The 24,759-nt window shown below is 61.3% G+C and carries 23 protein-coding genes and 1 CRISPR repeat array; of the genes, 10 read left to right on the forward strand and 13 right to left on the reverse strand.

Annotated elements, in window-relative coordinates; translation table 11 throughout:
• The first annotated feature begins 54 nt into the window (after positions 1 to 54).
• The 3 genes from HUK65_RS15455 to HUK65_RS15465 all read left to right on the forward strand — a co-directional run bounded on the left by HUK65_RS15455 (position 55) and on the right by HUK65_RS15465 (position 2,077).
• Positions 55 to 450 (forward strand): helix-turn-helix transcriptional regulator, encoded by a 396-nt coding sequence (locus tag HUK65_RS15455; protein ID WP_179906709.1) that lies wholly within the window; start codon positions 55 to 57, stop codon positions 448 to 450.
• A gap of 53 nt (positions 451 to 503) precedes the next feature.
• On the forward strand, positions 504 to 686 hold the full coding sequence (locus HUK65_RS15460) for a hypothetical protein (protein ID WP_179907174.1): 183 nt from the start codon (positions 504 to 506) through the stop codon (positions 684 to 686).
• Between the two features lie 356 nt (positions 687 to 1,042).
• The gene (locus HUK65_RS15465) at positions 1,043 to 2,077 is read left to right on the forward strand and encodes a replication initiator protein A (protein WP_179907175.1); all 1,035 of its coding nucleotides are present in this window, start codon (positions 1,043 to 1,045) and stop codon (positions 2,075 to 2,077) included.
• Positions 2,078 to 2,294: 217 nt separating this feature from the next.
• On the opposite strand, the gene HUK65_RS15470 is transcribed toward HUK65_RS15465, so the two are convergent.
• Both HUK65_RS15470 and HUK65_RS15475 read right to left on the reverse strand, forming a co-directional pair.
• Entirely contained in the window at positions 2,295 to 2,972 is a 678-nt protein-coding gene (locus HUK65_RS15470) for a recombinase family protein (RefSeq protein WP_179907176.1), read from the reverse strand.
• Positions 2,969 to 3,253 (reverse strand): hypothetical protein, encoded by a 285-nt coding sequence (locus HUK65_RS15475; protein WP_179907177.1) that lies wholly within the window; start codon positions 3,251 to 3,253, stop codon positions 2,969 to 2,971. The genes HUK65_RS15470 and HUK65_RS15475 overlap by 4 nt, the downstream gene beginning before the upstream one ends.
• A 354-nt stretch (positions 3,254 to 3,607) precedes the next feature.
• Between HUK65_RS15475 and HUK65_RS15480 the strand changes: the two genes are divergently transcribed.
• The 4 genes from HUK65_RS15480 (at position 3,608) to HUK65_RS15495 (ending at position 5,271) form a co-directional block, all read left to right on the forward strand.
• Positions 3,608 to 4,222, forward strand: a complete 615-nt coding sequence (locus tag HUK65_RS15480) for a ParA family protein (protein ID WP_179907178.1) — start codon at positions 3,608 to 3,610, stop codon at positions 4,220 to 4,222.
• Positions 4,215 to 4,481 (forward strand): CopG family transcriptional regulator, encoded by a 267-nt coding sequence (locus tag HUK65_RS15485; RefSeq protein WP_179907179.1) that lies wholly within the window; start codon positions 4,215 to 4,217, stop codon positions 4,479 to 4,481. Before HUK65_RS15480 ends, HUK65_RS15485 begins: the two co-directional genes overlap by 8 nt.
• A 98-nt stretch (positions 4,482 to 4,579) precedes the next feature.
• Positions 4,580 to 4,963, forward strand: a complete 384-nt coding sequence (locus HUK65_RS15490; RefSeq protein WP_179907180.1) for a type II toxin-antitoxin system RelE/ParE family toxin — start codon at positions 4,580 to 4,582, stop codon at positions 4,961 to 4,963.
• A complete protein-coding gene (locus HUK65_RS15495) occupies positions 4,960 to 5,271 on the forward strand; it encodes a helix-turn-helix domain-containing protein (RefSeq protein ID WP_179907181.1) in 312 nt (103 codons plus the stop codon). The genes HUK65_RS15490 and HUK65_RS15495 overlap by 4 nt, the downstream gene beginning before the upstream one ends.
• Positions 5,272 to 5,347: 76 nt before the next feature.
• Positions 5,348 to 7,600: direct repeats of the CRISPR family, unit length 28 nt; unit sequence CTCCTAACCCCTCATGGGGAACAGGAAC.
• Positions 7,601 to 7,719: 119 nt separating this feature from the next.
• Here the strand turns inward: HUK65_RS15495 and cas2 are convergent.
• The 8 genes from cas2 to HUK65_RS15535 all read right to left on the reverse strand — a co-directional run bounded on the left by cas2 (position 7,720) and on the right by HUK65_RS15535 (position 16,785).
• Positions 7,720 to 8,019, reverse strand: a complete 300-nt coding sequence (gene cas2 / locus HUK65_RS15500) for a CRISPR-associated endonuclease Cas2 (protein ID WP_179907182.1) — start codon at positions 8,017 to 8,019, stop codon at positions 7,720 to 7,722.
• Positions 8,019 to 8,993 carry a CRISPR-associated endonuclease Cas1 gene (gene cas1, locus HUK65_RS15505; protein ID WP_179907183.1) on the reverse strand — a complete coding sequence of 325 codons (975 nt, stop codon included), beginning with the start codon at positions 8,991 to 8,993 and terminating at the stop codon, positions 8,019 to 8,021. Before cas1 ends, cas2 begins: the two co-directional genes overlap by 1 nt.
• Before the next feature lie 2 nt (positions 8,994 to 8,995).
• The gene (locus HUK65_RS15510) at positions 8,996 to 9,559 is read right to left on the reverse strand and encodes a Dna2/Cas4 domain-containing protein (RefSeq protein WP_179907184.1); all 564 of its coding nucleotides are present in this window, start codon (positions 9,557 to 9,559) and stop codon (positions 8,996 to 8,998) included.
• A complete protein-coding gene (locus HUK65_RS15515) occupies positions 9,537 to 11,534 on the reverse strand; it encodes a DEAD/DEAH box helicase (protein WP_179907185.1) in 1,998 nt (665 codons plus the stop codon). The genes HUK65_RS15510 and HUK65_RS15515 overlap by 23 nt, the downstream gene beginning before the upstream one ends.
• Positions 11,531 to 12,106 (reverse strand): hypothetical protein, encoded by a 576-nt coding sequence (locus tag HUK65_RS15520; RefSeq protein WP_235442192.1) that lies wholly within the window; start codon positions 12,104 to 12,106, stop codon positions 11,531 to 11,533. The genes HUK65_RS15515 and HUK65_RS15520 overlap by 4 nt, the downstream gene beginning before the upstream one ends.
• A 116-nt stretch (positions 12,107 to 12,222) precedes the next feature.
• Positions 12,223 to 13,227 (reverse strand): type I-D CRISPR-associated protein Cas7/Csc2, encoded by a 1,005-nt coding sequence (gene cas7d, locus HUK65_RS15525; RefSeq protein WP_179907187.1) that lies wholly within the window; start codon positions 13,225 to 13,227, stop codon positions 12,223 to 12,225.
• A 23-nt stretch (positions 13,228 to 13,250) separates the two neighbouring features.
• Positions 13,251 to 16,124, reverse strand: coding sequence for a hypothetical protein (locus HUK65_RS15530; protein WP_179907188.1), 2,874 nt, complete (start codon positions 16,122 to 16,124; stop codon positions 13,251 to 13,253).
• A gap of 7 nt (positions 16,125 to 16,131) precedes the next feature.
• Entirely contained in the window at positions 16,132 to 16,785 is a 654-nt protein-coding gene (locus HUK65_RS15535) for a CRISPR-associated endoribonuclease Cas6 (RefSeq protein WP_235442193.1), read from the reverse strand.
• Between the two features lie 154 nt (positions 16,786 to 16,939).
• Here HUK65_RS15535 and HUK65_RS15540 point away from each other — a divergent pair, with 154 nt between their 5' ends.
• Entirely contained in the window at positions 16,940 to 17,824 is an 885-nt protein-coding gene (locus HUK65_RS15540) for a hypothetical protein (RefSeq protein ID WP_179907190.1), read from the forward strand.
• A 335-nt stretch (positions 17,825 to 18,159) separates the two neighbouring features.
• On the opposite strand, the gene HUK65_RS15545 is transcribed toward HUK65_RS15540, so the two are convergent.
• The 3 genes from HUK65_RS15545 to HUK65_RS15555 all read right to left on the reverse strand — a co-directional run bounded on the left by HUK65_RS15545 (position 18,160) and on the right by HUK65_RS15555 (position 21,823).
• On the reverse strand, positions 18,160 to 20,304 hold the full coding sequence (locus HUK65_RS15545) for a DUF927 domain-containing protein (RefSeq protein WP_179907191.1): 2,145 nt from the start codon (positions 20,302 to 20,304) through the stop codon (positions 18,160 to 18,162).
• Positions 20,305 to 20,434: 130 nt separating this feature from the next.
• Positions 20,435 to 21,031 carry a hypothetical protein gene (locus HUK65_RS15550; RefSeq protein WP_179907192.1) on the reverse strand — a complete coding sequence of 199 codons (597 nt, stop codon included), beginning with the start codon at positions 21,029 to 21,031 and terminating at the stop codon, positions 20,435 to 20,437.
• Between the two features lie 228 nt (positions 21,032 to 21,259).
• Complete coding sequence (locus tag HUK65_RS15555) at positions 21,260 to 21,823, reverse strand: hypothetical protein (RefSeq protein ID WP_179907193.1); 564 nt, start codon at positions 21,821 to 21,823, stop codon at positions 21,260 to 21,262.
• A gap of 574 nt (positions 21,824 to 22,397) precedes the next feature.
• Here HUK65_RS15555 and HUK65_RS15560 point away from each other — a divergent pair.
• Both HUK65_RS15560 and HUK65_RS15565 read left to right on the forward strand, forming a co-directional pair.
• Complete coding sequence (locus tag HUK65_RS15560) at positions 22,398 to 22,670, forward strand: hypothetical protein (RefSeq protein WP_179907194.1); 273 nt, start codon at positions 22,398 to 22,400, stop codon at positions 22,668 to 22,670.
• Positions 22,671 to 23,236: 566 nt separating this feature from the next.
• A complete protein-coding gene (locus HUK65_RS15565) occupies positions 23,237 to 23,734 on the forward strand; it encodes a hypothetical protein (RefSeq protein WP_179907195.1) in 498 nt (165 codons plus the stop codon).
• The last annotated feature ends 1,025 nt before the right edge of the window (positions 23,735 to 24,759 follow it).

Below are 24,759 nucleotides of genomic sequence, written 5' to 3' on the forward strand. Positions count from 1 at the left end.
GCACCACGCGGTAAGTATGTGCTGTGACCAACCACACACAGCAGAAAGCACAGCATGAATCCTTACGAGAATACCCCGACCGCGAAGCTGATCGCAGACCGCGTCCGCGACCTGTCGCACCGCAAGACCCAGGCCGAGATCGCCAGCGAGGCGGGCTTCGCCAACGCGAATATGATGACTTTCCTCAAGAACGGGCGCAACAAGGTGCCGCTCGACCGGGTGCCCTCGCTGGCGAAGGCGCTGGAGGTCGATCCCGCGATGCTCATGCGTCTGGCGCTCGACCAGGCGGTAGGCGCGACGGCAGCGCAGGCCATCACCGAGATCTTCGGCACGCCCGTCACGCAGAACGAGCGCGGCTGGCTGGCCGAAATCCGCGATGCTTCCGACAACAGCGACCCGCGTCTGACCGGACGCGCGCGCACCGCGCTGCGGGGGATCTTCGGGAAATGAGCTGTGACTTGACCTCTCATGTGCGGGGACCGGTTCGCATGACCGGGCGTGACATGGACGACACCACCTTCACGCTTCCCACGGCCCCGTCCGGGTCGTGGGAGGAGCTGACCCCGAACGAGCGCGCGTGGGTCGAGTTCATCCGCATCATCTCTTGCGGCAGTGACCCGAGGGTCACGCCGACGCGCGTGCGCGCGCTGCGCGAGGCGCTCGACATGGGACGGGGCGGCGGCTGAGGGTCGCACGGAGGGAAAGTCAGCCGGTTCCCGGGGAAGGATGTTCTGGCGCATGCGAAGATCGGCGCATCGAGCTTCTGACGAGGCCTTAGACAGACTTATCCACAGCCTCTGTGTGTTAAATATAGTGTTAAATATAGTGTTAAGGCGAAAAATACCGTGTTTTCTTAAGCGTTCTTAGAGTCTTACCGGCACCCCCCGTGTGTAAAGTGGTGATTCGGCGTGTGTAAAGTGGTGATTCGGTGTGTGTGAAGTGTCGTTGCTCGGAGGAGCGTGGGTGAAGTGTCGTTTCTTGCTTTACTGTGTGTGAAGTGTCGTTGTAACCATAGGTGTGTGTGAAGTGTCGAAGGCATCTGATGGTGAGTGACTATCCCCTACTTCCTGACCGGCACCCGCAAGGGGACTTTTTCGTTTGCGACATCTTCGATGCTGCTCCGAAAGCTGATGTCGGGTCAATGGAGCATCCGATCTTCTCGCTTTCCACCAAGCCAGACACTCGCCCGCGCAAGTATGAGCACAACGGGATCACCATCGAGGTAAAGCCCTCATCGGATGGGCTTGCAACAGTGCATGACCGAGACGTGCTGATCTACTGCATCAGTCAGCTCATCAAGGGGATGAACGAGGGGAAGGAGCCGCAACAGATCGTCCGGTTCCAAGCCTCAGACCTTCTGAAAGCCACCAACCGCATGATCACTGGGCGCGGTTACGATCTTCTGAAGGCTGCCATGGAGAGGCTGGCCGGGACACGTATATCGACCAACATTACCACTGGGGGGCAGGAAGTTTTCGAAACCTTCGGCCTGATAGAGCGCGCCAGGATCGTGCGCGAGACGCGTGAAGGCCGGATGCAGGAGGTTGAGATCAAGCTCTCCGACTGGGTATTCAACGCAATACGCGCGCATGAAGTCCTGACGCTGAGCCGCGAGTATTTCCGGCTTCGAAAGCCTTTGGAGCGCAGAATCTACGAGCTGGCACGGAAGCACTGCGGTCGTCAGAAGGAATGGCGGGTCAGCCTGAAGCTCTTGCAGAAGAAGTGTGGTTCAGGCTCGTCGCTGCGCGAGTTTCGACGCCTGGTAACTGCGATCGCCGAAGAGGATGAACAGTATGGGCATATGCCTGACTACGAGATCCGGTTCGATGCAGACAAGGATCAGCTTGCTGTCCTAAGCCGGGGCACGGTCGGAGGAGAGCTCTCTGTCGTGGCGCCTGTTGCTGTCCCACCGCTTGATGCGGACGTATATGAGCTGGCGCGAGAGGCTGCACCTGGCTGGGATGTCCGCGTGATCGAGCAGGAATGGCGCTCCTGGGTTGGCGAAGCCCCGAAAAACCCGGAGATGGCGTTTCTCGGGTTCTGCCGGAAGTGGTTCGATCTGAGAGGGCGCCCTTAAGTGCGCAAATCCGCAGATGCGTAAATCCTCATCTACTGAGGGTGGCAAGGAACCGGACTGCATCGTCACCGCGCGGCAAGGGCTCTTTCGAGAAACGAGAATCTCACCAGGGGGTGTCCCCTCGTATCGGCGACGAACTGCGGTGATGCTCCATCCTTGCAACCTCGCAGTGCTCATCTTGAGGTGTGACAAGATGGCAGCGAATAGGCCCTGACACTCATAATTGCGCATCTGCGCATTTGCGTATCATCAGGTTGCGGACCGTGGCGGGGTGCCAGCGTCCACCGCGGGCGGTTCGGATCTCACGCTTATTCAGCTCAAATGCGATCTTTCGAAGTGATGCGCCCTGTGCTGCCAGACTGCGGATGACCGGAAGGATGTTCGCGGCATGCTGATCGGCTTTCCGTGCATTGGCTGCAGCGCCCTTGCGAGCTGCCTGGCGCTGCTCCCCTGCCCTGCTTGGTATTGACCATCCTAAAGCGACTCCACGCTCTCTGGCCGCTGCCAGAGCTGCGCGCGTGCGGTCCGATATCATGCGGGCCTCATGCTCAGCGACAGCTGCCATGACGTGCAGCAGGAAGCGGTTCGCTTCAGGCATGTCAGCTGCGGCGATCTCCACGCCGCTTTCCAGAAGGTTGGCAATGAAGGCGACGTTGCGCGCGAGGCGATCGAGCTTGGCAATGAGCAGGACCCCACCGATCCGCTTCGCTTCGGCCAGAGCGCGCGCGAGTTGCGGGCGGTCGTTCTTCTTGCCGCTCTCGATCTCGACGAACTCGGCAAAGATCTCCCCCTTGCCCAGAACATAGTCTGCGACCGCCTTGCGCTGTGCTTCGAGACCGAGGCCGCTTCTTCCTTGCCGGTCGGTGCTGACACGGAGGTAGGTGACGAACTTCATTTCGGTTTGCCCTGGGTGAACTTTTCAGCGAATGCGTCTACCGATCCGTATGTCGTCTTCACGTGCGACTGCACGAAGCGCATCATGTCACTGCCGCGCTCAGGCCAGTCATGATGCTCAAACATTCCAAGAAGCCCGCCGAAATGCTCTCTGGCGATCTGATGGATGACCTTCGCATCCCAACCAGGTCCTCGTTCGGCGTCCCGCCATCGCTTCGCGATCGCCAGCAGTTCGTCTTTACGAGCTGCGGGAATACGGACGCAAACTTTCTCGACGGTCATCGTGCACCTCATGGGGGATGTAATACATCCCTGATACGCCAGAACTGCTGAGACGTCAATGGGGGATGTGCTACACCTCCCATAAATCAGACGCTCGTATAGACACTCTACGTCGGTAGAGTCTTCATACAGCTTGGAGAAGGCGCACGTAAATACGTAAACGCACATTCGCGGAAGATGGGCGTGTCCTGCCTTCTCTGCTGCCTGAGGGCCAGCTCCGGCACTGAACTCATCAACCGCGTCTCTGAGATGCCATCCAGGCAACCGCGGGCCACCCTCACCACGTAACTGCGCATATGCCCAATTGCGCGGATGCGACGTTGCGCGGCTGCGTATTTGCGTTAGGATGGGTTCATGAAAACCATCGTCATTGCTGCTCAGAAGGGCGGCGCCGGGAAAACTACCCTCGCGCGCAACATCGCCGTAGCCGCGTCTCAGGACGGACTACGTGTGCTGTGCTTTGATCTTGACCCCCAAGGCTCGCTCAGGGCGTGGTGGGAAGGTCGCCAAGCAGATACACCTGCCATGCTGGAGAGAGACCCTTCTCCAGAGGCGCTCAGGGCCACGCTGAAAGCCGCGCACGCCAAGTTCGACCTCTGCGTCATAGATACGCCTCCTGCAGCTCCGGAGTGGCTGTCAGAAGCCCTGGGAGCCGCAGATCTCGCGCTGATCCCTGTCAGGCCGTCACCTGATGACCTGCGTGCTGTAGGAGCAACCATCGCTGCCGTTAATCACGCCCGGGTGCCGTTTGCGTTCGCACTGTCGCAGACGCCGAGGGCGAAGATCACCGAGGAAGCCGCGCGTGTCCTGGCGCAGCATGGTCGCGTGGCGCCGATCAACATCGCTCAGCGTGTCAGCTATGCGGAAACCGGGGCAACAGGGCAGGGGGTCACCGAGACCTCGGATGGCAAGGCTGCGGCAGAGATCACCGCTATCTGGACCTATGTGAAGGGCATTCTCCATGGCTAAGAAGGCTGTAACTCTCGACGGACTGCTGAATACGGAGAATCGTCCAGCCGATACCGGTATTCCTCAGCGTGGGTCCGAACCTGCAAGCGCCGCGACGAAACCAGCACCAAAGAAGCGGGAAGGCGAGAAGCGCCTCACGCTTGCTCTCGATGGCGAGACATACCGCCGTCTTCGGATGCATGCAGCCACGACGGATCAGACCCATCAGGACATTCTGGAGCGCGCACTTGCGGAATACTTGAAAAGCGTAAACGCATGATTGCGTAATTACGTATAGTTCTCCACCCCTAGCCAGTTCAGGTGAGGCGCTAGGGAGGGTTGAACTTGAAAAGTGTATCACTAAGTGATAGGGGTGATGTGAGAATCTTTCTGGAGAAGCAGTTCAGCCGGTGGGCCGCAGACAAAGCTATCGGCGACGAGACCCTGATCGAGACGGCCGAGGAGGCCTTCAACGGAAACGTTGATGCCGATCTGGGTGGCTACTTGTTCAAGATGCGCCTTGCTCGGGAAGGGAAGGGTAAGTCGGGAGGCTACCGGACGATCATCTGCTTTCGAAAGAGCGACAGCGACAGGATCTTCTTCCTGCATGGTTTCCCAAAGAATTCGAAGGGCAACATCACGGCGAAAGAGGAGAAGGCGCTGAAACTGGTCGCGAAGTCGATGCTCAAGCTTTCGGATGACCAGATCGCAGAACTCGAAAAGGCCGGAGCGATCCGAGCGTTGAGAAGGGCAGGGCAATGAAGAAGCACAGCGATATTCTGGATATGGCGCTCGGCCTCGCGAATGACCTGCACAAGGTCGGCGCCATGGACAAGGCGACCCTACGCGAAATCGAGGAACTGGCAGTTCCGCAGGTCAAGCAATTCAGCGCCGCCGATGTGCGCGCCATTCGCGAGAAGAACCGGGTCAGCCAGCCCGTGTTCGCGAAGTATCTGAACGTAGGCCCGAGCACGGTGTCCCAGTGGGAGCAGGGCAAGAAGAAGCCGAGCGGCCCCTCTGCGCGCCTGCTCGACGTCATTGCACGCAAGGGGATTCAGGCGATCGCGTGAGCTTACTTTTCGGCGCGCACGAACTTTCGAAAGATGCGCGCGAAGCTTCCATCACCGCGGGCTGCTCCCCGTTGCTCTCCTAACCCCTCATGGGGAACGGGAACATGTCAAGGCCGCAACAGCCCGAGCCACCACGCCTTCTCCTAACCCCTCATGGGGAACAGGAACTGCTAGCCAAGTATGACCGCGCACTGGACCCGCTCCGCCTCCTAACCCCTCATGGGGAACAGGAACGCGGCTTGCTGGAAGTCAAGACCAAGCTGCCACACCTCTCCTAACCCCTCATGGGGAACAGGAACCCGCGCCGGTCCAGTCACCCACGGCGACGGACAGGCACACTCCTAACCCCTCATGGGGAACAGGAACGCCGTCGCGGGCCGGTCGCCAATGTCGGTGCTGGCCCCCCTCCCTCCTAACCCCTCATGGGGAACAGGAACCCGTATCCATACCGGGTCACGCCGCACACGGTCAGCTTCTCCTAACCCCTCATGGGGAACAGGAACTGTCGTTGAACATCCAACGCATGCTGCCCTGCTCACTCTCCTAACCCCTCATGGGGAACAGGAACCGGGGCCGGGAAGCTTGACGCCGTTGAGGCCCGTGATCTCCTAACCCCTCATGGGGAACAGGAACCGAAATCATAAAGGATGGTGTCGCGCACCTTCCATGTCTCCTAACCCCTCATGGGGAACAGGAACCTGAATGCAGGACAGCGCGTCAATCTCGCCCTCGGCTCCTAACCCCTCATGGGGAACAGGAACCGCCCCTCGGTCAGCGCAAAGCCCACCGCCCGAAGGAACTCCTAACCCCTCATGGGGAACAGGAACGAGATCGTCGCCATCATCCCATCCCGCGCGCACCGTCTCCTAACCCCTCATGGGGAACAGGAACGCGTGTGATGCCGACGAACTGCAGGCTCGTGAACAAATTCTCCTAACCCCTCATGGGGAACAGGAACACGCCGAACGTCTCCGCGCATAGTGGCTGCTTGATCTCCTCCTAACCCCTCATGGGGAACAGGAACTTCGGATCGGAGCGCGGTGAACTGGCGTCCAGCCAGCTCCTAACCCCTCATGGGGAACAGGAACAGCCTGCGCGCCTTCCGCACCCTCGCCCACAACCATCTCCTAACCCCTCATGGGGAACAGGAACCGGCCTTCGCAGCGGCGTTGCCGTCATCATCTTCCGGCGCCTCCTAACCCCTCATGGGGAACAGGAACGCCACCGCGACCTCGCGCTTCCACGTCTTGCGGTCACTCCTAACCCCTCATGGGGAACAGGAACGCGCAGATCATCCCGATCAAGGCCCTGTATTTCATCTCTCCTAACCCCTCATGGGGAACAGGAACGGGCGTCAAACGGCAGTTCGCAACCTGCTTCATGCTCCTCCTAACCCCTCATGGGGAACAGGAACCTGCGCCGCCGCAAGCAGCCTGTCGTGGTCAACAACAGCTCCTAACCCCTCATGGGGAACAGGAACGGGCTTTGAGGGCGCGGCGATCGCGTTCGACGCCTTCCTCCTAACCCCTCATGGGGAACAGGAACACGGAAATTGCGCAGGCAGCGCAGCTTGTAGAAGTCCTCCTAACCCCTCATGGGGAACAGGAACACGCTGCGGCGCGGCCAACGCGGCGGGCTTGTGTGTGCTCCTAACCCCTCATGGGGAACAGGAACCGGGCCACCAAGACAAAGACGCGGGATAGCGTGTTCATCTCCTAACCCCTCATGGGGAACAGGAACACCTGTAGCTTCCCCGCCGAAATCAGGTCACCCCGAAGCCTCCTAACCCCTCATGGGGAACAGGAACCGCTGGTGCCAGGGTTTCGACGCATACAAGCATTGCATTCTCCTAACCCCTCATGGGGAACAGGAACTGTGGGATGGCGTGACGTGGAGCAATGATGCGGGCGTCTCCTAACCCCTCATGGGGAACAGGAACCAGATGCTCCTTGCGGGTCGAGCGCGCACTCAACAACTCCTAACCCCTCATGGGGAACAGGAACGCGCGCGTGCAGCCTCCAGACGGGGCGTTTCGGCGGCCTCCTAACCCCTCATGGGGAACAGGAACTCTCAGTTCCTCGCGCAACTGCCCGAGTTCGCGCAGCTCCTAACCCCTCATGGGGAACAGGAACCCGGCGCCCAACAAAGTAGGCGAGATACACCCGCCCCGCTCCTAACCCCTCATGGGGAACAGGAACCGGGGCCGGTCACGTCAATCGCCCATGTCTGCGGCATCTCCTAACCCCTCATGGGGAACAGGAACCCGTTAAATTCTGCGGCCGGTCCAGACCCGTCCGTGTTCTCCTAACCCCTCATGGGGAACAGGAACCATTCACATTTCAATATCTTGACTCACCCAGCCACCCAGAATCCCGGAGTTCGGGTGATCACATGGCAGCAATTTCGACTACCGTCGTCAAGGTTTTTTTCACGATGTCAATCCGAAGCTCAGAGTATCAAGGATCCCATACTGTGGTGCAAGAGGTCTCGCTCTTCGAGAGCACCGTTCCCGTGGTTTTTCGAGAAGCTGGACGCCTTGACATTATGCCTGTTCTTCGCGCTGAACTGAAGGATCCGATCACCTGGAATTGCAAGTCGAGAGAGACTTCTTCGCAGCTTCATGTATTCGGATTCAGTCAGATCACCTGCGAATACGGAGTTCTGCTCATGGGTCAGGAATTTCGTCAGAAGCTTCCTGTAGGTTTCTGTCCGATCAGCCTGGACATCATAGGTGATGACCAAGAACATCAGATCTTCCTGCGCCAAGGCCGATAGGCCGCGATGCCGAGGATGTCACGCTCGATCGCCAGAGCCTCGGAACGGATGATTTCCCGGTATGACTCTTCCCCCTGAACCCGCTCTTCGGTTTTCTTAACCCAGATCTCTAGCGTTTCGGCGCGTCCCTTCTCGGAAAGGCGGCACACACCGTCTTCCTGGTGAAACCAGTTGTCCTGCATCCGCCCCTTGAGCACGGCCTCGAAGATGATCGTGTCGCAGATGGCTGGCTTGAATATCTCGGACAGATCAAGCGCAAGCGATGATCGAGCTTCGCGCGCGGCATGCAGGAAAGATATGCTGTCGTCGAGATGAGTCTTGGAGATTTCGTTCTTGACCAACGTATAGGCGAGACCGTTGAACCAAGAGATCAGGCAGTTAATCGGATTGTTCGGAGGCCGCCGACGCCTTGGGCCAAAGGCGAGCCGTTGATCGATCAGTGGCCAGGCCTCGTAGTAAAATGCCCTGATCTGTCCTTCGTGGCCCATCAGGGCTTCAACTCTGTCAGCCTTCGGCAATCGTTCCGCAATCGCCTCGATACCCGATATCGATAGATCGATGCGCGTATTGCCGCGATACTTCCGATAGCGGAGGTTAGCGAGAATGTTCGCGGCAGCGCCTTCCACGATCAGGCGGGCCAATCCGAGCCGGCGCGAGCGATCGGTGAAGGCGGAAGACTGAAGCACCCTGACCCGCCCTGAGGATGGGGAACCCTTCGGCTCGAAGGTCCCCGTGACATTCCCGTTCCAGTCAAGGATCGTCATCCTTACCCCGTTGCGTCCGCACAGGCCGAGAACGGCCGTTGTCAGCTGCGCTTCACCGGCGACGATGACATGCTTGAGCCCTTCGATCGGAACCCGCCGACGCGGTGCGGCTGCAGGGATCACGACGAGCGTGGAGTCCTCGCGGGCGATCTTGACGTCCTTGGTGAGATAGAGAGTTTCCATTTTCAATATCCGCAGAGCATGCGATAGGAACACGAGCCGCAGATCGGCTTTCGCCCCGCGGGCGGCGCGACAGGCTCACCGGCGAGGGTAACGAGGCGCTCTGCCATATCGTTCATGGCGTCGATGTCGGCACGGTCGATCAGAACCGGTAGATGCTTTCTGCCTCCGGTGATCTCGTTCGCCGCCGTCCACTTCCGTCCCGTGGCTGCCATGAGCAGCAGGGCGTAGAAGCGGGTCTGCGAGGAAACAGCGGACCGCGCGCCCACGCTCCCCTTAACCTCGATCACTTCGGCTTTCTCCCAATTTATCCGATCAGGGGCGAGGCCCATCAGGCCTTCGACGGATCGATCCCGGGCCTTGTGGAGATCATGACCGACAGATCCCTTGCGCATCCGCTCCTCAAGATGCGCGTAGTCGATCCGATGCAGATGAAGCCAGGCGCGACGGGTGCAGAGGTCGAGGTGCTGGAACAGCAGGCCATGCAGGTCCCCTTCCTGGACCAGATCGCGAAACCGCATCACGGACTCGCGCCAAGCGCCAAGATCAGAAGATGAGGGCTGCGCCATCCATCAGGCCCTCCTCCTGGGCGAAGGGAACGATCCCCGTCAGCCGGACCAAGGTGGAGGCTGCGTGAAGAGCGCTCTCCTGAGCTCCAGAAAGCGCAGGGTCGTTCATCTCTGCACCCGCGGCACGGAGCCAGGCCTCCTTCATACCGAGAAGCTCGAAAGTCATCCGCCGACCCGTGTGTGGGAAGAGCGCCTCCTCTGTTCGCTGGACGAAGCGGCCGCCGAGCGCGCCTTCGACCTCGATCAGGGGGCGGTCAACCTGGACCTCGATGGCACCATCGGGGTTGATGCGGGCAGGACTGCGCAACAGGTCTTCGGTCGAGGCATAGAGAAGCCACGGGATCTGCTTGCGCCGTCCGAAAGGATCCACGAGGGTGACCTTGGGAAGGATCACGCGCAGCCGCTTCGCCTCATCCAAAAAAGCCCGGAGCCATGTCCGTGCTGTGTCGAGGTTAGTGCGCTCGAGATCGCCGAGCAGCGCTCCGATCCGGGCTGCATGACGCGGCCGAAAACTCCGCAGAGTGTCGCGCATACCCTTGTAGTGGGTCTTCTTCTCCAGGGCGGCCCAAAAGAGACCGGCCACCCAGATCGCGGACTGCGGCATGCGCCGGAAGCTACCTCGCTCGTCATCCAAGGATGCAGGGGTGACATCGAAGCCCTGGCGGACCGCGCGCAGAACAAGCCCGTTGAAACGGTCGATCGGGATGACGGGCGGCTCGCCGTCGAGCTCCATGCGCAGCTTGCGCAGCCAGCCATGCCGGTCCATCGCCCGTTGCGAGGCTTGGACTACCACGGTGCCGGGCAGGTCTCCTCTGGCGACACGCCCGATGCGCTGGACGAGGGAGCAGGCATCGTGGCCGGGCTCCATGATGATCAGCCCCGCCTTGAAGGTCACGCCCATCTCGATGCTCGAGGTGGCGACGAGAACCTTGAAGCCACGCGGATCGGTGTTCCGACCGATGGTGAAGAGTCCATCCATCTCACGAGAGACGCTGTCATCCGACGAGTTGACCGCAAGCCGCTGATCCGGTCCGACGCCGATACCTTCGAACCATTCGGCGAGTTGGAGCTTGTCATGCAGGAGCTGGCGCACCGAGTCATAGATGAGGACGACTTGGGCCCCATCATCCTCACGCGCCATCGTGCTCAGGATAAGAGCCCGATGTGTGTTCAGGGCGTCGAAAAAGCCATCCCCGGTCTCGATCCGGACCTCCACGTCGCCATGGATCGCCCGCATTCCGGCCGTCTCTTCCGGGTCACCGGTCACCACGACCTCCTCGGCGATCGCGATCACGTCTTCCGGGATCCCGAAGCTGGTGAGCGTCGTCTTCACATCGATCGGCGTGGCCGACAGGAAAGTGATCTTGGCCGCGCCGATCGCCTGCGCCGTGATCGTGGCAAGCGCACAGGACAGCCCCATCCCGCGGGCGTCGATGGTGTGGAATTCGTCGAAGACCACATGCGTGAGGCGCAGAAGGTCGAGGATGTTCTCGGGGTCCTGACCATCCTTCCGCAGCGCCGGATTGAGCAGATACCAGGCGACGCTCTCGGGTGTCGCGATGATCATGAAGCCGTCCCTGGCGCCGCCGCGTTCAGCCCTAGCCTGCGCGATCCTCAGATCACGGGTCTTGAGGCCTGGGTTCTGCTCTTCCTGCTTCATCCGGGCATCCGAGGTCCAGACCATGACCTGGGACTCGGCCGCAGCACGGTCCATACCCTCTCGCATCAGATCCGAGACGAGTCCCTCGGAGAGGTTCTGTGCCAGGCGACGCGTCGGGACGATGAAGAGGATCCTGTCGCCGCGCTCCCGCATGCCCTTCTGGAAGGCATAGCTCTTCCCCGCGCCCGTGGGCGCGGAGAAAATCCGCACCTTTGCCGGATCGTCCAGCATCCGTGCCTGCAGTGGCGACAATCCAGACGCAGGATCGGACGGAACGGCATGCCGCGGAATCGTGAAGTCGAGCGCTTCCTTCATGGCCTGCCGCCTTCGAAGCCGCGCCAGGCGCCGACGATCTCGGCCGCGGCGGCAAGTTCCATCGGCCTGGTGAACTGCATATCGTAGAGCGCAAAGACATCGACCGACAGAGCTTCCTCGGTTCGGGGGTCCATGCCAAAGAGATTCGCGGTATGGGCGTTCAGTCGGACATGGGAGGGATCATTGGCGCGCGTGAGCGCGACAAGGCCGCCGAGATGGCGCCCGGTGCGCACAACGATCTGGCCGACCTCGCGCCCCTCCTGCCGCGAGACCATATCGAAGGGATCCGGGCCGAAGATCGCACCGTCGTAGACGACGCCGGGTGGAACCTCCTGGATAAAGAACCATGTCTTCAGGTTCCCAGTGCCGGTCGCGTCCATGATCTTTTTCGGATAGCCGCCCTCGGCATCGAGGTTCAGGCGCTTCCCGATCGGTGGCAGAAGGGCAGGATTTCGTGCCTCGAAGACCGAGCAAAGCCAAGGAAGAGCTGCCAGATCCCGGCGGTAATCCTTCTCGGGAAGGACAACCGAAGGGCGCAACGCTCCGAGCGCCCCGCCGATCGCATAGCTCATGGACCTGTCAGCCAGGAACCTGGCTAGGGTGGCGGTCCCCGAAGGAACCGCCAGACTGTGGTAGTGGAACGGGGTCAGGGTGACCGCCGTGACCGGTGTTGCCTGAGGGGCGGGCATCAGCTGACCCCATCGAACCAGAGATCGAAGTAGCTGCGCAGCTTCGCGGCGGTCTCGGTGTAACCCGCAGCCATGACCTCATCCCCGCCTTCCAGGCGATCGATCAACGCCACCTGGGCCGCATGAACCTCACGGCCCTGGACTTCGACACTCCAGGCAGCGCGATGCGCTGCGGCGAGGGCTTCCACGACCGCCGTCGCGTCGGAGCCGTCGATCAGCTGGCCGCGCAGGGTCTGAAGGGCAACATAGGGGCTGACAAGATCGCGCTCGAAGCGACCGCCATAGATGCCCACGATGTGGTTGCGGACGTTGATCCCATAGATCGAGGTGGCCCCGCCATAGGCGCCTGCAAGGCCAACGCTCAGGAGCAGGTGTTCCAGCGCCTCGATCGGGGCGGTTCGGCCATTGAAAGAGATCGTCTGGATCAGGAGCGTCCCGGGCTTGATGAAATGGCGCTCGAAGATGTTGGTCGAGTTCTTCTTGCCCTGGGCATCGAACAGCGACCCATCCTCGGAGGCCCGGTTGTGAAAGGTCAGATCCACCGCATCGCCGTAGTCCTGAACCGACACGGCATCCGAATACTGGGCCGCGGCTTTCACCGGCAGGACCCGCGAACCGTGGTTGGCGCTGTCCCCGAAGACGAAGGCATTCAGATCGAACTTCGCCGAGGGCCGCTCGTTCTTGTGGAAGGCCGTTCGGTTCTGCGGTGACACGCCTCCGGCGTTGAAGTGGCGCAGGACCTGAAGGCCGCGCGCCCGCTCCCCGAACTTGAATTTGTTGGCGACCGCCCGGACATGTCGGCGGCCGGCAACCTCGATGTCGGTGATCTCCGCATCGGCATTGCGGAAGGAGGCCGGCGAGATGACCTCACGGACCAGCACGATCGAGACGGAGCCCAGGTTCTTGAAGGCCGGCTGGGCATAGGTCTTGCCGTCAGTGTCGGTCGCCTCCGAGATAAGGGCGTCTATATCGCCCATGAAGGGCCGAATGGAATGGAACGTCATGACAAGGGTCTCCTCTGAAAAGGTCATGCAGTTTCAGCGGGGGCTGGCGCATCAGCGATTTCCCGGCGCCGATAGGACTCTGTCTCGAATGCCACTTGGTAGACCGCCATCGCGATCCGGCGCGCCTTCGAGGCCGGAGGCCGCGACTTGAAGGCGACTGGCCAGACCTTTTCGACAAAGATCGTCGCAGCCTCGGCGGCGGCCTTGCGCGGGAACAGCAGGCCACGCTCCTTGCCGCGCCAGGCCATGCGCGACGAGCGATCGAATTCGTTTTCGAGGCTTCCGGCGATGGCGGCGACAATGGTCTCGGTGCCGTTCTGATTGATCGTCTTCACGCAGGATTCGAGCGCCTCCAAAGCGATGCGCAGACCGAGGGTCCGCTCGGCATTGCTGGCCTCGCGGCGCGGTGCGCCCTGCACGCGCGTCATGGCGCGCGCGAAATCGATGATCACGTTGTCGGTCTCGGTCATGGGGATATCCCTGCTCCTGGCTGTTTCCTGAAGGGTGATCTTAAGGCTGGTCAGTCGCGCGGCGGCGGCCTCGGTCATGCGGTTTATAGTTGCCAGAGCCTCGCAGGCCGCTCCGAAGCGGGTCGCGGGATCGGCAAAGCGAAGGGCAACCTCGATGCCGATATTGGATGTCTCCATCATCTCCTCGACCACGCGCAGCATACGTGCAGCGCCCGGAAGCTGCTCGATGCGTAAGGACCTTCCACCAAGGCCACGTTCGATGGCGGGTGGCAGGAAATCGAAATGAACGAAGGCGTTCTGCGGCTCGGGCAGGCCGCGGAACACATGCACTGGGCGCCCCATGCGCTGCGCAGCCAAGATCATCATGCGCGCCATCTTGACGGACTCAGCCGTTTTCGTGGGGATCGAAACGTGTCGACCGAACATCAACAGTTGCCCGAAGGTCTGGGACTCGGGGTAAACCAACTTGCCCGGCTTCACTTCCAGACGCGCGAGATCATATTGGTCGAGTTGGAGGAAATCCTGGCTGGCAGCCATGTTCAGCGTGGCGAAGAGGCCCATCGCAGTTGGCGTGGAGATATAGGCCGGCACATCACCGGAACGTCCCTCGCCAAGTAGGCTGCGCAGCCGATGCTCCGCTGCGGCCGGCGCCGCGACCAGCGTCTGCGACTTGGAGCTGTCGAACGCCTCGGGACGTCCTTCGCGCCCCGAGAAGGCGCTGGTCTTCAGTCCATCGAGGCCGGATTTCGTGTCGATCCGGCCTTCGAGATCTACAGGGATGTTGGTGAAATGGCAGCGACCAGGGGCGTTTTCATCTGCCGCGATATAGCTGCGCTTCAGGATGCCTGACAGCCATGCCTCAGCGGCATAGGCAAGGGAAGACCCCGCTCCGGCGTTCTTGGCAAGGAGGCCTTCGCGGCCCTCTCCGTCGCCGCAAAGCCACAGATGCAGCAGACCGTCATTGCCGAGAATGGCCTCCTCGAAGTCGTTGTCCTGCGGGATCAGGCAGGCCGCGAAGACCGAGATCAGGGTCTGACGGCTGAGCTTGTGGGTGATCGACAGGATCCATTCAGGGATGTCATACCCTGCGCATTCCAGGGCGTTGCGCAACTCGTCCTCTCGGATGGTCGCGTCGGGGACGCGCTCCGAGAGGGTCCTGTCCTTGGGCTCTTGGCAGCCAAGCCCAACCGCGAGCGCTGCAGCCCTGGTCCTCAGCTCGCGCAGCATGTCAGAATTGTCGTCTCGGACCGGCCAAGGCTGGTAGTGTCTACCGGAGAATTTCTCAAGACCCGCAAAGTTGGCCGGGAAATCGAACGGCAGGAAGGTCTCGTCGACCCCGTCGCGCAGGTCCTCACCTCCCGAGAGCAGGTCGACATTGATGAACAAGGCCTTCGAAGCCTCTCTTGAGTCGCCGGTGAGAACCTCGATGAGGTCCCTGTGGTCTGCACCTCCGTCGAGGATATTGCGCGTGCCGCGAGGGTTCGTGATGACGCGCATCTTCAGGTTCAGGCGTCTGGTCGCGCGCGCCGTCGCTGTCTCGATAACCTGCTCGGCAGCGCTCTCGCGAATGATGGCGAGCAGATCCCCATCATGGTGCGTTTCGATCAATGGCGGCATGCCCGTGATCTCGACCGTCGCCCGCGACAGGGCGCGCTGTAGATCGCTCAGAAGGAACGGGGTGTGCGGTGACCGGACATGGATCGCCCGCCACCCGGACTTCAAGGCGTCGCTGCGAAGGCCGGAAAAGGTGGAGAGCTCGCTTACGATCACATCAATCCCCTTGTCCGAGTCGAGGAAGATGCCATCGAGACGATCAGCGAGCCGGACATAGGTGCAGTCCCCGACCTCCTGTGAACTCAGGAGCCGCATGCCAGGGCGCAGCGATCCGCTTCGGCTGACCTCGACACCATGAATCATCGACAGCATGTCCGCCGGGATCATGCGAACACCGGACCAATCCATGAAAGACTGGATCCTGTATCGCTGGATCAGGAGATCGATGTCGTCAGTCGACAGATCTTCGCTGCGCTCCTTCCCGAGCATCTTGTCGGCATCATGGAGGAAGCCGATGACGATGGCGCGGGCGACCCGTGTCCGAATCTCCGTCTCCGCAACGCTGGCACCACGCAGATCGATCTCGGCGAACACCGCCGCACCGCGGGCTACGGACACGATATGGTCGAGAAGGCTGACGTTGCGAAACCGCTTGCGAGTCTCGAAGGCCGGGCCGGGGACATACCCGCCCTTGCCGGAGATGCGCATGAGCCACGGAGACCGGTCATCGATCCGCTTTCTTGCCAAGATGTCGCGCGCAGCCTTCTCGCTCAGAAGCCTTCCGTCCCGCGCACGCTCTTCCGGACTGAATGCTCCCCCGATCACCACCCGGCGCGTGAATTCCTCGAAGAGTTCTTTCGAATGGATCAGCATGGTGACCTCATGACATCAGGGCTGGGCAGCCGTTCCCGGCGCGGGTTTTCGCCCCGAAGCCAGCGAGGTAGGCAAAACGGACATCCTCGGGGTTGCCCCGGAGGGTCAGCGGCACGATGAAGCCAGGCAGGATGAGGCTCCTACCGTTTTTCAGCCTCCGGTAATGGGTGAGGTGCTTGCGTCGGCCGTCGATCCTGGCACTCAGGGGGTCAACGGAAACTGACAGGTCCAGCCTGCGAAAAGCGCGTTTCTCGAGGCCAGCCTTCATGACTTCGGACAGTGTGGAGGTCGGGAGGTTTTCGCAGAAGACGGTCTTTTCTCGCCCTGCCTTCTTGGCCATCAAGACGAAGGGGCTGATGAAGGTGATCATCACCTCTTCGGTGCCAGGGACGAGTTCGTCCGCAACCGAGATTGTCGCACCATCACCGTCGATCCTGTCGCCATTTCCGGACCGGACGGAAATCGTGGGTGGATCGAGGCGCGTCATCGCCTCGGCAAGCTCCTGATCGGGCGTCGAGACGACCACCGATCGGACCAGTCGTCCCTTACCCTCCAGGATTTCCCCCTCCATCCCGAAGGTCCATGGCGCCGCCCGCTCGCCGACAAGTCGAGAGGACGGAATACCGGCGGCTGCCAATCCGGCAACCAGGGCAGCGTTCATGCTGTCTGTGAACCTCACGGGTCGAGGTCCGCTTGAGAACCGGATGCGGATGCGCATGCTCTCCCTCCATTTTTCTTGGGAAACCATACTTCAGCTTGCGATAACCACAAATGATTATTAGTGTATATAATTCGCACACAATGGATAATCTATAATGGATGGCCTAATAATCGAGTATCTTGGGTTCTGGGAGGGGAATCTGAGCGCTTCCAGGGTTGCCAACACCCTCGGCATCACGCGGTCGCATGCTCAAAGGCGGGTCATTGACGCCTACACTTCCAAGCATCCGAGGCGGATGACAAAGGTCGGAGTGAAGTGGGCATTTCCTGATGACACCGAGCCGGACAGCCTTGTCTATGCGCCAACCACACCGGACGAGATCTTCGGTCTTGTCCTCGGCGAAAAGATCATCGCGAACTCGTCGGGAGAGGCCGCGCGCTTCGGTGTCCCGATCGAAGACCTCCCAACGAGCGTGGGTCATGCGACAAGAACTAGGGTTTTCCGTGAAATTTATCGCGCCTGTGCGAACAAGCGAGCCGTGCTGATCAGTTATGTCGCCCGCTCGGGCGTGAATTCCTATGTCTTCAGTCCCCATACGCTCGTCAGAGCGGGCCCGAGGCTCCATTTTCGAGGACATGTGGAGGGCGTAAATGAGGGAAGATCTGGTTTTGTCGACATTGTTCCGTCCAGAACGGTGAGCGTCGACACGAGCAAATCCGACCGGATCGGGGTCGAAGGGGATCTTGAATGGGAAAGACGAGTGGATCTGGAATTCGCTCTCAACAGCTCCCTTCCACAGCCAATCCTCGATCAGGTCATGATCGAACACGGCGGTGCTCCCGGTGGCGACCCAAATACGATCCAACTTAAGGTCTCTCGAGTCCGTTCGGCACTTGCTCTTTATGTCACTCGAGAGGTCCGCCACCGATGGTTTGGCGATCAGCTTCTGCAGGTTTGGCTGCCGTGCAGCCAAGGGGAAAAAATGGATGCTGGGTTTGGACCGAAGACTTCGGGGACAACTTTTTCTGGAATTTCGTAGGGCATCGGTTCGAGGAAAAGGTAGAAATTGTCCACCCTGAGCCGGAAGCCAGCGCCTCGCTCATCTGCGCCAGCAGATTGAACAGATTGAACTGCTCGGCCCCAGCCAGCTCCGCCGAGCTAGCGACATGGCCGAGCGCCGCAATGCCGACGCCGCCTCCCCCCCCCGGCAGGCTAGACCGCCTGGCAACGGCTGGGCCACATACACTCTTCAAGCTCCTCGCCGAGCTACAGATTTCAAGCGGCCTGTCCAGATGTGATCCCGTCTGCTGCTCCAAGCCGCTCTGGGACCAAGGGACCGCGGGGCCAGTGGGACCAGCCCCGCGGAGATCACGATCAGTCAGGCTTGTAGGCCCTGACGCGCGCGATGTTCACCGTGTAGAGACGCGGCCGACCCGGAATGGCGCGCGGCGCCTTGCGCATCAGACGTCCTTTTTCGCCCGGCTGCATCAGCTGCATGTCGATGAGCGCCCGGGCTGCCTTGGTTCCGTCGGCGCCCGCGAAGATCGACGACCAGGTCTGAACCGGCAAGTAGGCATGCGTAGCGTCGCACCAGCCGAGCGGCGTGACGGAAGCGGACTGGGCCACGGACGGATCGGGCAGCGCGTTGAGGTTGGCAGTGAGGAAGTCCTTCAAGGGCGTCACATAGTCCGCGACAGCCTCGCGCTTCGTGCCGTAGCGGTGGTCATACCAGTCGAGGAACGCCTGCCTTGCCGCGTCGCGCGCGGCATGCTCCATCCATCCGGTAAGTCCCATGTTCGTCGCCAAGGTGCCTGCAACAGCGATGGTCGAGAAGCGCCGTGCGACGCGGGTGATCTGACCGTCCGGGGCGCTCGGCAATTCGGAGGTCCACTTCCGGGCGAGATCGCTCACAGTAGCATGAACGCGCCCAAAGCCACCCGAGGTCGCACCGATGAGCCGTTCGACGAAGACCCGCCCGGGCGCACCATGGTAATCTTGCACCGCGTTCAGCACCGTGTCCGCGAACTCGGCGGCGCTGGCGGCACCGTTAAGATTGTCGAAGGCGCCATGGGTGCGGCAGTCCGCTTCGACGTCGATCAGCCGCACCTCGTGACCCGCCATCGCGCCGAGGCGCGCCTCGCGCAGCTTCTCCTCGACGCTGATCTCGCCGGAGGAGATCAGCGCCAGCCTCCAGCGGGCCTGGTCGGCCAGCACGACATCCTTGGTCATGCGCGCCTTGCCGGTGCCGTTGGCGAGCATGTAGATCGCCTCGTGCAGATCCCGGGCCGGGATCTCGGCGATCTCGTCCAGCGGCACCAGCATGTCGTTCAGCGTCGCCGCGATGGCTTCGAGGCCGCTGGAGGTGGCCCGCCACTGGGTAATGAGCCGCCGATCGCCCCAGACCGAGGCCGCAAGGTGCAAGAGCGTCGTCTTGCCCGACGAGGAGACGCCGCGGAAGTGCAGGCCACCGCCGTTGAGACCGAGCGGCGCCAGCAGCGGCCCGGAGAAGGCCAGCGACACGGCGAGGATCATCAGCGGGTTGTCGCGGCACAGGGTGCCGACCTTGGCCTTCCAGTCCTCGGCGGTGCCCTTCGTCACCAGGCCGGTGGCGATGCCAGTTGCCGGCGCCAGCGCCAGGACATCCGAAGCACTGATTACGTTGCTGCCGAGCGTGAAGGCCCTGTAGCTGTCATCGACCCAGCCCAGCTGCGGGACCGTCCGCAGCCGCTGAGCCGGTTTCCACGCATTCAGCAGAACGAGCAGGCTGTCCTTCGCCTCCTTGCCCCAGGCGAGTTCAAGGCCGTGATCGATCAACTTGGCGATCACCTCGGTCGGCCGCCGGAGCATACTGGCGTTGAAGACAGGGATCTCCACCCAGTCGCCGTTGCCATTGCGCAGACTGATCAGCTTGCCCGACCCCTTGCCATTGAGATCGTGAAAGATGGCATCGACACGCAGCGGCGAGCAGACAAAGACCGGATCGGCGGTGTCATCGGCGGGGATCTCGTAGATGCCGTCGGAGAACAGCGCGAAGCCATCGGGCATCGACACCGCCGGTTTCGTCGGCGACATCGCGGTCAGCATCACGCTGTCCGTGGCGCTGGTCGAAGCGGCAGGGGTCAGCGGGGCCAACGGGACCACATTGTCGGCGGCGTTGGTCGGCAACGCCGAGTTGGGCGACGGCGAGGCCGCATCATGCTCGGCAGTCGGTTCGGACACCTGCTCTTTGGCCGGCTCATGGTCGACGTCGGGCGCGGCCGGTTGCTCATCGGTCGGTTCGTCAGGCGCACGGATCGAGTTCAATTCCGCAAGCAGGCGGTCGTCCAGGCTCATCTCGTCCTTCGGCAAAGGGATCGGCGACTTCTTGCACGACGTCTCCGACACGCTATCCGCGCCGATCGCATACAATTCAGCCAGCAGGGGGTCTTCGTAGGCCATCTCATCCTCCGGGATGGGGCTGATAATCGGGACCAAGGATGCTTCTTCGTTCATCGACGAGGGCTTGGACTGTTCGGTCATGGTTTTCTCCTGATGTGCGCCGGAACGTCCGGCATGGCTGGGGTGGTCACGGCCTTGGGGGCCGCGTTCGGGGAAGATCGATGGTGGTTGGAAGAACCCGGTCGGCGGTCCCTGGTCCCGCCGGCCTCGGTCAAGCGTCGTGGGCGAGCGGTGCCGTGACGAAGTTGGCAGCAGGGGTCTTGCCGAGGCGCTTGTTCTCGTAGCTCTCACGCACGGTGGCGGTCATGGCATGGGAGATCCAGCAGAGGCGGGCATCGGCCGCCAGAGCGTGGAGCCGGCGCGTCCAGCGGCAGTCCTTGTGGATGTAGTTGTGCCAGCCATCAGCAGCGGTGATCACCTTGGACATGACCTGACGCGAGCCGCTGCGGCCTTCGACGTAACCGACGGCACGACGCATGGCCTCGTGGATGCGATGCTTCGGCAGACCGTTGGCGAGGTAGACACCGTGCAGATGCAGGCGGCCGTCCGGCCTGGTCGCTTCGAGCATCATCAGGATGGGCAACCTGCGCAGGTCATGCCGGTTGAACTCGCTGTTCATGCGCTTGCCGATCATGCGCATCGGAACCTCGGCGTGCCGGACACGTTCTTCGAAATCGGGTTTCATGTTCAGCGTCACCGCGAAGCCGCCGCGGCGCTGGGCATGACGGATGAGCTGGCGGTTGCGCTCCTCTTCGGTGAGCCTGTTCCAGGGGTGGAAGATCACAGGCAGGGTCGTGTGGATGTTCATCGGGTCTTTCCCTTCTGAGGCTGGAGGTGATGGGGGTGGGTAGAGCGGGGCACTCGACATCGATCCGAGACGCAAGCTGATGCGCCCGGCAGACAAGCGGGGACCGGCACGGCGCGGAGCACCGTGCGATAGACGTTTTTTTTGCGAAGGGTCGCAGGTGGCCCTAACGGTTGAGCCGAGGCTCATCCGAAAGCAAAAATGGGACCGATGAGGTCGCCAGGACCGGTGTCAGCGATCAACCAGGCCGGGCGGTAGTTCGACCTTCCACTGCGGCATCGTCAATCGGATAGTCTTGTCGAGTTCGCCTAGCAGGCGGTTCAATTCTGCCACTTTGGCGAACGCAGCACGCCTTGCCTCCGGGTCAGACAGGTCGGACGCCTCGATCTCTGAAATACGGGCTTTGATCTCGGATTTCTTGTAGTTGTTCACCTCGGATGCCAGATCGAAAACGGAATCGAGCATGCATCCGATCAGCACCTCGGCCTTGCCGAGCGACGAGCCGGCATACTGACCGAAGAAGTTCTCGGCATCATCTTGACCATCATCGCCGATAATCTCGTCAAGGGTGCTTTTCTCGGGGCCACTATCGTCCTCGAAAAGCAGTGCTTCCATGCCAGCAAGCTCAAGCGACTCAACGTAGGCGCTGCCGCGTTGATAGTCCGGCGGAAAGAACTCGAAGAACGGTTTTCTGAAGACGTCGCTGGGCGGGGTGGGCTGTTTCAGTTCCTCCTGTTTTTTCGCCTTCTGGCGTTCACGGTAGCGGCGGACTTTCTCGGCATTGGACAGTGGCATGGTGATTCTCCTCTGATGAATTACAGTTACACCAACACCGACACTATTCGCAACACCTATCTTGGGACCGGCATCATCTTACATGACGTCGCCGGGAGAGCTGCTTACGGCCTTCGTCGTGCCACCGCTCCAGGTCCATCGATCGACCCCGCTTCGCTGCCGTTTCCGAGGGGCAGTGGTATAGCCGTCATGGCCATTCCCGGTGTCCGACCGAGCCTCTTGGCTCAGGTCCGCATCCGGCCATCGGTCCCGGCATATTGCCTTTTCCAATCCCGATCCGAGCGGGAGCACCGCCCCTCGTCAGAGCGCGTGGGAGCGTCCCTGACAGGCATCTCGGTCGGGTCAGCCCTATACCGGCACCAAGCCACTGAAACGCGCTCAGCGCGGCTCTCAGGGCTTCCGCGTGGGTCCTTTGGTATGTCCCGAGGGATCACAGCACGTGCGCACACACACTGGACGCGACCCGGAAGATACCGAAGGGTGACCCCGACCGCGCGCTGGCTGCTTGACGGCATTGACCAAGCCGCTGCGCACGGCATACTCAGCCGTGAACGAGAACAGACCAGGACAGCCCATGATCGACGATGACGACGAGCCAAACATCGTGACATCCGGCAAGAGCATGACGGTGCTGAACGATGGTGTGCGCTTCAGGATCGAGATCTACCGGCTGGAGACCGACAGCGCCTGGACGCTCGAAGTGGTGGACCCGGAGAACACGAGCCATGTCTGGGACGAGCAGTTCGCCTCGGACAGCGACGCCTGCGACGCAGCCATCAAGGCGATCGAAAGCGAGGGCGCGAAGGCGTTCATGCGCGGTGACAACGTGATCCCGTTTCGGTCGTAGGATTTCTACGCATATTCGTCCCGCCATGGTTCCGCCGATCGACCCCACATTCGAGCAATTTCCGCAAGACGCCCGAGTGGGCACCGCGTAGGATTCCTACGATGGGCCATAACCGAGGTGCGTGGCGCCGATGCAGAGCCAGCCATCGATCCCGGCTTGCCGCCTTTCCCGATCCCCGTGGCAGCTGGAATGGCCACCACACCAGAGCGCCTGAGCGCGCCGCTGGCTGGCGCCTCGCCTGGGTGCTGCATATTGTGCCTGCACAAGCATGTGCACGGCCTCCAGGGCGGCTCCTGGTGAGTCTGCGATGGCACTGGAGGCCGAGGTGAGGCATTTACGCACCGCGATCCACCCTCGCTCGTTCTGCGGACGATCGGGCGTGCCGTCGGCCGCGAGCGCCAGTCTCGTTCGCGTTGACCGAGCCAAAATCCAGGCGTAGGTGAGCAAGCGAAAGATCGGATCGGATCAGCCCAGGGCCGCTGATAGTCTGGTGAGCCAAGTCAGCACCAGGTCACCCGATCGAGGCGTCAGACATTCTTTTGAAACACCTGCCCGGAACCGGAAACATGGACACAGACCCTGAAGAACCGAAGAAGTCACACGGCCTTTCTGAAACCATGAGAAATCTGATTCGGGAATACCTTGCGAAGCTCGAAGCCGACAATGAACGCAAATGCGCTGAAAGAAATGCGTTACGTTGGAAATCACAGCGCGACCCTGAAGATTATGAGCGACAGAAGGAACGGCAGCGGCAGGAGTATGCAGAAGCGCAGGGCGGCTCCGTGCGGCCCTATTCGAAGATCGAGGCCTCAAGTGTATCCGAGCACAAGGAGAAAGCACTCGCCCGCGATGCCGATCGCCAGAAAAGACGTTATGAGGATATGTCACCTGCTGACCGTCAAGCGAAGTCAGACCGCGCTGCGGACGAAGCATGGATAGCTCGCCGCCAGAAACGAGGCATGTCAGACGAGGAGATAAATTCCGCATTGGCCGCTCGTATCGTCGAGCGCAATGCCAGGCGCGCAGCAAGCCTGCAGCGGGATCCGGATGAGAACCCGAGCTAGGGCCGGTCGATCAGCGCGTGTGAATACGAGACCCTCCGACCGGGACGCTGTGTCTTCTCGCCGCAACTCTGTGTCGATCCTGTGACTAGAGGTGGAGTGCCCCAGGTGGGCCTCGCACCACCGGGAAGAACTTACCTGTTCAGTATACATGACTGGTGACCCCACGAGGGGCTGAGTAGAACATGCCGAGACGGTCAAGCTCTTCATCGGACCGAGGCAGCTTTAGATTCGCAGCGTGCCTGCAGGACGTTTCTCCGATTTTCTTGATTGTTATATGAAATTACAGATTCATGACTTTACATAACAATCAAGAAAATCGGAGAAACGTGTGTGGACGACCTGCTTCCGGCGAACCGCTCGGGTTAGCCCGAGTCCTGTTGCAGAAGAGTTTGAACTGTCTGCGGTCGTTCCGCGCGTGTTCGGTTTGTGTATGATGAACCCAGTCAGAAAAGAGATGGTTCGGCGTGTCTGAGCAGGTCTCGGGCTGGGACAGTATAGGCGGCGCGTCGTCATCACTTCACGCATCAGCACTGCCGAACCATTGGTGACCGCCTGATGCACCGCCAGACTCGCTGGGACGCTCGCTGAGGTCGACCCATGCTTCGGGTGGTGGTCGCGGTGCGGTCAGACCAGGAGGCCCGCCAGCGCGCGTTTCTGCGCGGTGCGGTGATCGCACGACCCCGCTGGCGCGAACCGGCGCTGCTGACCACAGAGCTGAGGCACGCGACCGCCAGCGCCGGGCGAGAAGCTTGAGGATAGCGGATCGGGCCTACAGCGTGGTCACCGTATCCGGGACAGGCTTGATGGACGCATTACCCTGGACCCAGAGCATGGTTGTGGCGCGCTGGGGGCCACTTGGGGTCAGCGCGCCCCGGAGGACGCAGCCATCCTGATCGCTGCTCAATGGACGACCGCGCCACGGCACTCTTCCGCGTTCCCTTTCACCGGACGACCACCGCGCATCTTCACCGTCACCGCGCACCGACCACGCGGAGCATCGCCAGACGCGCTGAGCCGGTCGCTGA

Origin of the sequence: Rhabdonatronobacter sediminivivens, assembly GCF_013415485.1 — a bacterium.
Classification (GTDB): Bacteria; Pseudomonadota; Alphaproteobacteria; order Rhodobacterales; family Rhodobacteraceae; genus Rhabdonatronobacter; species Rhabdonatronobacter sediminivivens.

Bases quoted from the DNA above. Each gene is read 5' to 3' on its own strand.
- HUK65_RS15460 (WP_179907174.1), top strand. From the start codon at position 504: ATGGACGACACCACCTTCACGCTTCCCACGGCCCCGTCCGGGTCGTGG.
- HUK65_RS15550 (WP_179907192.1), bottom strand. From the start codon at position 21,031: ATGAACATCCACACGACCCTGCCTGTGATCTTCCACCCCTGGAACAGG.
- HUK65_RS15480 (WP_179907178.1), top strand. From the start codon at position 3,608: ATGAAAACCATCGTCATTGCTGCTCAGAAGGGCGGCGCCGGGAAAACT.
- HUK65_RS15555 (WP_179907193.1), bottom strand. From the start codon at position 21,823: ATGCCACTGTCCAATGCCGAGAAAGTCCGCCGCTACCGTGAACGCCAG.
- HUK65_RS15540 (WP_179907190.1), top strand. From the start codon at position 16,940: ATGGATGGCCTAATAATCGAGTATCTTGGGTTCTGGGAGGGGAATCTG.
- HUK65_RS15515 (WP_179907185.1), bottom strand. From the start codon at position 11,534: ATGAAGGAAGCGCTCGACTTCACGATTCCGCGGCATGCCGTTCCGTCC.
- cas2 (WP_179907182.1), bottom strand. From the start codon at position 8,019: ATGTTCTTGGTCATCACCTATGATGTCCAGGCTGATCGGACAGAAACC.
- cas7d (WP_179907187.1), bottom strand. From the start codon at position 13,227: ATGACGTTCCATTCCATTCGGCCCTTCATGGGCGATATAGACGCCCTT.
- HUK65_RS15520 (WP_235442192.1), bottom strand. From the start codon at position 12,106: ATGAGCTATGCGATCGGCGGGGCGCTCGGAGCGTTGCGCCCTTCGGTT.
- cas1 (WP_179907183.1), bottom strand. From the start codon at position 8,993: ATGGAAACTCTCTATCTCACCAAGGACGTCAAGATCGCCCGCGAGGAC.
- HUK65_RS15455 (WP_179906709.1), top strand. From the start codon at position 55: ATGAATCCTTACGAGAATACCCCGACCGCGAAGCTGATCGCAGACCGC.
- HUK65_RS15565 (WP_179907195.1), top strand. From the start codon at position 23,237: ATGGACACAGACCCTGAAGAACCGAAGAAGTCACACGGCCTTTCTGAA.
- HUK65_RS15510 (WP_179907184.1), bottom strand. From the start codon at position 9,559: ATGGCGCAGCCCTCATCTTCTGATCTTGGCGCTTGGCGCGAGTCCGTG.
- HUK65_RS15465 (WP_179907175.1), top strand. From the start codon at position 1,043: ATGGTGAGTGACTATCCCCTACTTCCTGACCGGCACCCGCAAGGGGAC.
- HUK65_RS15495 (WP_179907181.1), top strand. From the start codon at position 4,960: ATGAAGAAGCACAGCGATATTCTGGATATGGCGCTCGGCCTCGCGAAT.
- HUK65_RS15475 (WP_179907177.1), bottom strand. From the start codon at position 3,253: ATGACCGTCGAGAAAGTTTGCGTCCGTATTCCCGCAGCTCGTAAAGAC.
- HUK65_RS15485 (WP_179907179.1), top strand. From the start codon at position 4,215: ATGGCTAAGAAGGCTGTAACTCTCGACGGACTGCTGAATACGGAGAAT.
- HUK65_RS15530 (WP_179907188.1), bottom strand. From the start codon at position 16,124: ATGCTGATCCATTCGAAAGAACTCTTCGAGGAATTCACGCGCCGGGTG.
- HUK65_RS15470 (WP_179907176.1), bottom strand. From the start codon at position 2,972: ATGAAGTTCGTCACCTACCTCCGTGTCAGCACCGACCGGCAAGGAAGA.
- HUK65_RS15545 (WP_179907191.1), bottom strand. From the start codon at position 20,304: ATGACCGAACAGTCCAAGCCCTCGTCGATGAACGAAGAAGCATCCTTG.
- HUK65_RS15535 (WP_235442193.1), bottom strand. From the start codon at position 16,785: ATGAACGCTGCCCTGGTTGCCGGATTGGCAGCCGCCGGTATTCCGTCC.
- HUK65_RS15560 (WP_179907194.1), top strand. From the start codon at position 22,398: ATGATCGACGATGACGACGAGCCAAACATCGTGACATCCGGCAAGAGC.